This window comes from Dyella sp. 01N36, from assembly GCF_056399745.1.
Genome location: NZ_JBFTRY010000151.1, coordinates 1 through 8448, shown reverse-complemented (window position 1 = coordinate 8448; position 8448 = coordinate 1). Strand labels below are relative to the sequence as shown.

The window sequence follows — 8448 nt, the reverse complement described above, 5'->3', positions numbered from 1 at the left end:
CGGTTGTCCACATAACGCAGCGCCGCGCCGGCCTTGGACGGGCTGCAGCTGTACGGGAAGCTCACGCGGCCTTCGCCGTGCGCCACCGCCACCGGGATGCGCGAACCGGCCATGCCCTTGAAGAAGATGCTCGGCGAATCGAGCACTTCCACCGTGGCCAGACGGGCCTCGTACTGCTCCGACGCGTTGCGCAGGAACTTCGGCCAGTGCTGCGCACCGGGGATGATGTCCTTGAGCTGGCCCATCATCTGGCAGCCGTTGCAGACGCCCAGCGCAAAACGCGAAGTGTCGGCAAAGAACGTGCTGAATTCCGCGCGCAGGTATTCGTTGTAGAGGATGGAGGTGGCCCAGCCGCGACCCGCACCCAGCACGTCGCCATAGGAGAAACCGCCGCATGCCGCAAAGCCGCGGAAGTCGGCCAGCTTGATGCGACCGCTGGCCAGATCGGACATATGGACGTCCACCGCATCGAAGCCGGCACGCGTGAACGCAGCCGCCATTTCGACCTGGCCATTGACGCCCTGCTCGCGCAGCACCGCCACGCGCGGGCGTGCGCCCTTGGCGATGTACGGTGCGGCGATGTCGTCGACCGGCTCGAAGCTCAGCTTCGGATGGATACCCGGGTCGGAGTCGTCCAGGCGCCAGGCGTTTTCGGCATCGGCCGACGCCGGGTTGTCGCGCAGGCGCTGCATGGCGTAGCTGGTTTCGTTCCACGCTTCGAACAGCGTGCGCCAGTTCCACTTGAACATGGTGTCGCCGTTGTGGAACAGCTTGATGCCGAGCTTTTCCTTTGGACGTCCAATGCGGTACGCCATGCTGGTCAGGCCATGCTTGACCAGCAGCGCCTCGAAGGCTTCGCGATTGGCCGAGGCCACCTGCATCACCGCGCCAAGTTCTTCGTTGAACAGCGCGCGCAGCGTCGCTTCCGCCCAGCCGTCCAGCTGAATTTCCAGACCGCAGTGACCGGCGAACGCCATTTCCAGCAAGGTCACGATGACGCCGCCGTCGGAACGGTCGTGRTAGGCCAGCAGCAGACCGTTCGCGTTCGCTTCCTGCACCAGGTCAAACAGCGACTTCAGGCGCTTGGCATCGTCCAGATCCGGCGGCACGCCGCCGCCGCGGTTGAACACCTGGGTCAGCGCGGAACCGCCGAGGCGATCGCGGCAGGCGCCAAGATCCAGCAGCCAGAGTTCGGAGTCGCCGCGATCCAGGCGCAGCTGCGGCGTGAGCGTGCGGCGCACGTCGGTGACGCGCGCGAAGCCGGTGATGACCAGCGACACCGGCGACACCGTCGACTGCATGGTGTCGCCATCCTTCCAGATCGTCTGCATGGACAGCGAGTCCTTGCCGACCGGAATCGAGATGTCGAGCTCCGGGCACAATTCCATGCCCACGGCCTTCACCGCGTCGAACAGTGCCGCATCTTCGCCGGGGAAATTCACCGCCGCCTGCCAGTTGGCCGAAAGGCGGATTTCGCCCAGCGAGGCGATCGGTGCGGCGGCAAGATTGGTGATGGCTTCGCCCACGGCGAGGCGGGCGGCGTCCGGGCTGCTCAGCAACGCCACGGGTGCGCGCTCGGCCATCGCCATCGCTTCACCGGTGTAGCTGTCGAAATCGGTGACGGTCACGGCGCAATCGGCCACCGGCACCTGCCASGGRCCGACCATCKGGTCGCGCACATTGAGGCCRCCSACGGTACGGTCGCCRATGGTGATGAGGAAGCTCTTGCTGSCCACGGTSGGSWGGCGCAGCACGCGCATCAGCGCTTCGTCCATGCTGATACCGGCCAGATCAGGCAAGAGATCGACGCGCGGCTTCAGGCGCTTGGCATCGCGATGCATGCGCGGCGGCTTGCCGAACAGCACGTCCATCGGCAAGTCGATCACCAGCGTGTCCGTGCGCGGATCGTGCACCACCAGGCGACGCTCAGCCGTRGCGTCGCCGACCACTGCATAAGGGCAGCGCTCGCGCTTGCAGTAGGCCTCGAATTCGGCGAGATCCTCCGGCCCGATCGCGAGCACATAGCGCTCTTGCGATTCGTTGCTCCACACCTGCATCGGCGACAGCGAAGGGTCATCGCACGGAATCTTGGACAGGTCGATGCGACCGCCCACACCGGCGTCGTTGAGCAACTCGGGAATGGCGTTGGACAGACCGCCTGCGCCTACGTCGTGCACGCTGACGATGGGGTTCTTGTCGCCACGCGCCCAGCAGCTGTCGATCACCTGCTGCGCGCGACGCTCCATCTCGGCGTTGTCGCGCTGCACGGAAGCGAAATCCAGCTCCTTGCTCGACGTGCCCGAGGCCACCGAGGAGGCCGCGCCACCGCCCAGGCCGATCAACATGGCCGGGCCACCGAGCACGATCACTTTGTTGCCCGGCTGCACGTCGCGCTTCTGCACATGGTCGGCACGGATATTGGCCAGGCCGCCGGCGATCATGATCGGCTTGTCGTAGCCACGGCGCACGCCCGCTTCACCGGTCTCGTGCTCGTACGTACGGAAGTAACCGCCCAGCGCCGGACGGCCGAATTCGTTGTTGAATGCAGCGGCGCCCAAGGGGCCGTCGCGCATGATTTCGAAGGCAGTCGCCATATGCGGCGGCAGCGGGCGATCCACTTCCCACGGTCGCGGCAGGCCAGGAATGCGCAGGTCGGACACGGAGAAACCGGTCAGGCCGGCCTTGGGCTTGGCGCCACGGCCGGTGGCGCCTTCATCGCGGATTTCGCCGCCGGCGCCGGTGGCCGCACCCGGCCACGGCGCGATGGCCGTGGGATGGTTGTGCGTTTCGACCTTGATCGCATAATCGATGCGCTCCGGATGYGAACGCCACACACCGTCCTGATCGGTGAAGAAGCGCTTGCCTTCGGAGCCTTCGATCACGGCTGCGTTGTCCTTATAGGCAGACAACGTATGAGCCGGCGAATGCTGGTGGGTGTTCTTGATCATGCCGAACAGGCTCTTGTCCTGAGCCTCGCCGTCCAGCGTCCAGCTGGCGTTGAACACTTTGTGGCGGCAGTGCTCGGAATTGGCCTGCGCGAACATGAAGAGTTCGGCGTCGGTCGGATTGCGACCCAGTTCGGCGTAGCGTGCGACCAGGTACTCGATCTCGTCGTCCGCCAGCGCCAGGCCAAGTTCCCGGTTGGCCACGTCCAGCGCGGCCTTGGGATCGCTGCCCAGCTCGATGTAGACCACCGGACCGGGCTGGCCACCGAGGAACAAGCTGTGCGCCTGGCTCAGATCGGTAAGCACCGACTGCGTCATCGCGTCATGCAGAACGGCAACGACGGCGTCGTACTGCGCGCTGCCAATGGCCGGCAGACTGGCGACCTGCCAGGCGACGCCGCGCTCGACGCGGCGCACGTCAAAGCCGGCGCCATGCAGGATATCGGTGGCCTTGCTGGACCAGGGCGAAATCGTGCCCAGGCGCGGAACCACCCATAGCGAGGCGTGTTCGGGCTTGCCTTCTTTGGCTTCGAGCACTTCCAGCAGGCGGCGATGCTGCTCGCCCTCCGGCTCGCGGTCGGCGTCGATGAAATAAATAAACCACGACGCCTGCACACGCGTGCCACGGTGAATGGCTTCCAGGCGTGCGTTCAGACGTTCAAGGCGAAAAGGGGAGAGGGCGCTCTGCCCGTCGAGTGCGATCATGCGGGGACAGGAGGTAGGCGAAAACGCCGATTGTACCTCATAGCGCATCAACACTGCCGCGACGCAGCATCGCGACCGTTCGGGCGACGCTGGCACTCCAACGCCGCCCAGTCAGTCTAACTCAATGAATCTACGGCCAATTGCCGCATGCCAGGGGCACAAAGCCGCATCGGTCGCCCGACATCAGCCGCCGGTCTTAAGCGCCTGCAACAGCTGCTCGGGCGTCACATAGCCGCCGACCATCGAACCATCGGCCGCAATGATGGTGGGCGTGCCCGACACGCCGAGCTTCACGCCCAGGTCGAATTCGTCCTTCACCGGGTTCGGACAGTTGGTGGCCTTGGGCGCCTTGCCCTGCTTGGCCGAGGTGAACGCGGCCTTGCGGTCGCTGGCGCACCACACCGAGACCATCTCGTTATAGGTGGGCGTGGTACGGCCCGCCTCGTTGATGACGCCTTCGCGCGGCCAGGCGATGTACTCCACCGCGATCCCGGCCTTGTTGAAATCGGCCATGTGTTCGTGCAACTGACGGCAGTACGCGCAGTTGACGTCGGTGAACACGGTGACGCGATAACGCGGATTGGCCGGCGCGAACACGATGCGGTCGGCCTCGGGCACCTTGGCCAGCTCGGCCTTGCGGAACTCGGCCCAGCCATCCTCGGTGATGTTCTTTTTCCTGCCCAGGTCGATCAGGTCGCCATTGAGCATGTACTTGCCGTCGCTGGACACATAGACCAGATGGCCCGAGGCGATGACCTGGTAAAAGCCCTGCATCGGTGCCGGACGGATCGAGTCGATGCTCGCGTTGGGCACCAGGCCTTGCACGGCACGGCGAATGGCGGCTTCCGACCCGGTGGCCACAGCGGCGGGCGCAGCGGTGGCCACACCAGTCGCACCCGTTGTGCCGTCCGGCGCGGCGCAGGCATTGAGTGCCAATCCGCCGACGCACAGCGCCAGCAACCATTTCTTGAACATCGCAGACCTCGTGGACATGCATTTCCCCGTGGGGGAAACGTGGGGGAAAGCCATTCTCGCACAGGCGCCTGAATGCGGATGCGGGCCGTTTGGCACAGCCGCGGGTCGGTCAACCGCGCGGATGGTGCTGGGCGTGCAGCCGCTTGAGACCTTCCTTGGCGACCAGCGTATAGATCTGCGTGGTGCTCAGCGCGCTATGGCCCAACAGCAWCTGCASCRCGCGCAGGTCKGCGCCGTGGTTGAGCAGGTGGGTGGCRAAGGMATGCCGCAGCACATGCGGCGAAATGCGCTTTGAGACGATGCCTACCTGCACGGCGTAGCGCTTCACCAACGTCCAGAACATCTGCCGCGTCATGCCCACGCCGCGGTTGCTGAGAAACAGCGCCAGAGGCTGGCGGCCGCGCGCGAGCGACGGGCGTGCCGCAGCGAGATAGGCCTCGATGCGCTCGGCCGCCACCTCACCGATGGGCACCAGGCGATCCTTGCCGCCCTTGCCGGTGACCCGCACGACGCCTTGGCGCAGGTTGAGCGAAGCCAGCGGCAACTGCACCAGTTCGGATACGCGCAAGCCCGAGGCATACATCAGTTCCAGCATCGCGCGATCGCGCAGACCCAGGGTCGTGCCAAGATCCGGCGCATCCAGCAGGCCCTCGATCTCGCGCTCGGCCAAGGCCTTGGGCAGGCTGCGCGGCATCTTGGGACGCTCGATCAACAGCGTGGGATCGTCGAAACCCGGTTCGGTGCGCGCGACATGGGCGTAGTAGCGACGAAACGCCGACTGCCGACGCGCCAGCGAACGCACCGCCACCGGCTGGCTGCCGTGATAGGCGGACAAGTGCTGACGCTGCGCGCTGCGCAGGCTCTGCCCCTGCGAGCCCAGCCAGCGCGCGAGACTTTCGAGATCGCTGCGGTAAGCCTCCAGCGTGCGGTCGGACAATCCATCTTCGGACCACACGCGCTCGATGAAAGCATCGATGCTGCGACGGTCGGCTTCGGCGATACTGGGTTCTTCTTGCTGCATGGACGCGATGCTGGCTGCCCGCCTCGCCACGTGCAAGCGTTCCCTACGCAGGCTGCCGTTTCGATGACTTCCAGCACCGCCACCGATATCTATTGCCCGCTGTGGCGCCGCCTGTTCGCCCTGCTCTACGACCTGCTGGCCGTGGTGGCGATCGTGATGGTGGTCGGTTACGTGTGCCAGCGCGTCACCGGCGGCAACCTGATCAGCACCGACGGGCACGCGCACATCGCATGGTGGTATCAGCCGCTGCAGGCGCTGCTGGTATCGGCCTATTTCATCGCATCGTGGTTGCGCGGCGGACGCACGCTGGGCATGCGCCCCTGGCGCATTCGCGTCAGCAACGAGCAAGGATTTGGCATCACGTTCACCCAGGCGCTCGTGCGATTGCTCGTGGCGGCAGCGCCGATGGGCTTGCTGGTACTGGCGCCGTGGATCGGCACCAGGGCGGCACTGTGGGCGATGGCCGCCGCATGGATCGTCTGGTTTGGCGTATCTATTTTCGATCCGCGTCGACGAGCGCTCCATGATGTGATCGCGCGCACGGTTTTGCGCAAGTAAGGAAAGCTTCACATGAAAGTGAGGTGGATTCGGGCAACACTGTTATATGCCCTCGCTTGCCTTACCCCGTCGCGACGCCACCGAGCTTAAACGCATCAATCAGGCGTTCTACGACTCGCTGTGGTCAGGCTCGCGACTGGTCGATCCCAGCCGCTTCAATACCTGGCCGATGGTGCGCGAACTGGCCATGGCGCTGCCGCGCCGCTTGGAAGTGGCGCCCGGTCTGCGGCCGCGGCTGCCGATCGATGGCACTTACTTCGTCGACATCAGCACGGCCGCCCTGGGTGAACTTCGCTCGCACGGCGCCAGTGCCGCGCGCGCCAACATCAGCGCCCTGCCCTGTGCCGACGCCAGCTTCGATCTGGTCTGCGCGCTCGACATCCTTGAGCACGTGCTGGACGACGACAAGGCGCTGCGCGAGCTTTCCCGCGTTGCAGCACCCGATGCCCGCATGCTGCTCTCCGTGCCACTGCACGAAGCGGCCTGGACCGAGTTCGACGAGTTCGTCGGCCACTACCGCCGCTACGAGCCCGCCCAGATTCTGCGCAAACTCGAGTCCAATGGATGGACTATCGAGCAGAGCGCCATCTACGGCATGCAGCCCACCTCCAAGACCTTGCTGGGCCTGGGCCAGTGGTATCTCACCCACCAGCGCGAGCGCGCCCTGTGGTGGTACAACCGGGTGATCATGCCGCTGGGCCTGCGCCTGCAGAAGCCGCTGCGCTGGCAGCGCGGCATGGCCGACTGCGACGGCGTGGACGAATTGCTGCTGCTTTGTCGCCGCGTCTAAGCACCTGATTCAGCAGGATTGAGACAATGCGGCGGCGCAGCACGACTGCGCCAAAACCGGGTAAGATGGTTTTCTCTGACGCTTCCCGGTTCCACCCCGATGCTTTATCAGATCCATGAGTGGCAGCGCGCTTTCCTTGGCCCGCTGAGCCACTACGCCGAAGCCAGCGCCAAGCTGCTGAGCGACATCACCAGCCCGTTCTCGCATCTCCCGGGTGCGCCGCGCATGGCCGCCGGCTACGAGCTGTTGCACCGTCTGGGCAAGGAATACGAGAAGCCCGCGTTCAACATCCCGCAGGTGACGGCGCACGGTCAGGAAATTGCCGTGATCGAGCGCGTGATGCTGGACAAGCCGTTCTGCCAGCTCAAGCGCTTCAAGCGCTTCAGCGACGATCCGGAAACCATCGAGAAGTTGAAGAACGACCCGACCGTGCTGGTCGTCGCGCCGCTCTCCGGCCACCACGCCACGCTGCTGCGCGATACGGTGAAGACCCTGCTGCAAGACCACAAGGTGTACATCACCGACTGGGTCGACGCGCGCATGGTGCCGACCAGCGCGGGGCCGTTCCATCTGGACGACTACGTGGCGTACATCGAGGAATTCATCCGCCATATCGGCGCCGAGCGCGTGCACGTCATTTCCGTGTGCCAGCCGACCGTGCCGGTGCTTGCCGCGGTGTCCCTGATGGCGGCGCGCGGCGAAGCCACCCCGCTCAGCATGACCATGATGGGCGGCCCGATCGAGCCGCGCAGCAATCCGACCGGCGTCAACAACCTCGCCACCACGCGACCGCTCAGCTGGTTCCGCGGCAACCTCATCCACACCGTGCCGCCGAACTATCCCGGTACTGGTCGCGAGGTTTACCCGGGCTTCTTGCAGCACGCCGGCTTCATCGCGATGAACCCGGGCCGCCACCTGAACTCGCACTGGGATTTCTACGAGAACCTGCGTCGCGGCGATCAGGATGATGCCGAGGCGCACCGCAAGTTCTACGACGAATACAACGCCGTGCTCGATATGCCGGCCGAGTATTACCTCGACACCRTCGCCACCGTGTTCCAGCAGTTCCTGCTGCCGCGCGGGCTCTGGGATGTCTCCGGCGAACGCGTGAAGCCTGCAGCCATCACCAAGACCGCGCTGTTCACCGTCGAAGGCGAGCTGGACGACATCGCCGGCCTTGGCCAGACCGAAGCGGCGCATGATCTGTGCAGCGGCATCCCTGCTGACCGTCGCGAACACCGCGTGGTCGAAGGCGCTGGCCACTACGGCATTTTCAGTGGTCGTCGCTGGCGGCAGACGGTGTATCCGCAGGTGCGGGATTTCATTCGCAAGTTCGATAAGCGGGCTGCCTAAGCCTGCTTTTTGYCCCTCTCCCGCCCTGGGAGAGGGCTCCGCGTGTCTGTGGGAGCGCACCCTGTGCGCGACAGCCACGCCGCGGTGTACCGCTCGGTAGG

At 65.3% G+C, this 8448-nt stretch carries 6 protein-coding genes; 3 read left to right on the top strand and 3 right to left on the bottom strand.

Features of this window, described 5'->3' with window-relative positions; all coding sequences use genetic code 11:
• From purL to xerD, 3 genes are all read right to left on the bottom strand, one after another.
• Positions 1-3650, bottom strand: a 3650-nt coding sequence (gene purL, locus AC1DMG_RS17210) for a phosphoribosylformylglycinamidine synthase (protein ID WP_477180824.1), incomplete at its 3' end; no start/stop codon positions are given.
• 183 nt (positions 3651-3833) lie between these two features.
• A complete protein-coding gene (locus AC1DMG_RS17205) occupies positions 3834-4625 on the bottom strand; it encodes a DsbC family protein (protein WP_441605625.1) in 792 nt (263 codons plus the stop codon).
• 109 nt (positions 4626-4734) lie between these two features.
• Positions 4735-5646 carry a site-specific tyrosine recombinase XerD gene (xerD, locus tag AC1DMG_RS17200; protein WP_477180823.1) on the bottom strand — a complete coding sequence of 304 codons (912 nt, stop codon included), beginning with the start codon at positions 5644-5646 and terminating at the stop codon, positions 4735-4737.
• A 63-nt stretch (positions 5647-5709) separates the two neighbouring features.
• Here xerD and AC1DMG_RS17195 point away from each other — a divergent pair, with 63 nt between their 5' ends.
• From AC1DMG_RS17195 to AC1DMG_RS17185, 3 genes are all read left to right on the top strand, one after another.
• Entirely contained in the window at positions 5710-6204 is a 495-nt protein-coding gene (locus AC1DMG_RS17195) for an RDD family protein (RefSeq protein ID WP_441605621.1), read from the top strand.
• 46 nt (positions 6205-6250) lie between these two features.
• On the top strand, positions 6251-6994 hold the full coding sequence (locus AC1DMG_RS17190; RefSeq protein WP_441605622.1) for a class I SAM-dependent methyltransferase: 744 nt from the start codon (positions 6251-6253) through the stop codon (positions 6992-6994).
• A 99-nt stretch (positions 6995-7093) separates the two neighbouring features.
• Positions 7094-8347, top strand: a complete 1254-nt coding sequence (locus AC1DMG_RS17185; protein ID WP_477180822.1) for a polyhydroxyalkanoate depolymerase — start codon at positions 7094-7096, stop codon at positions 8345-8347.
• Positions 8348-8448 lie beyond the last annotated feature (101 nt).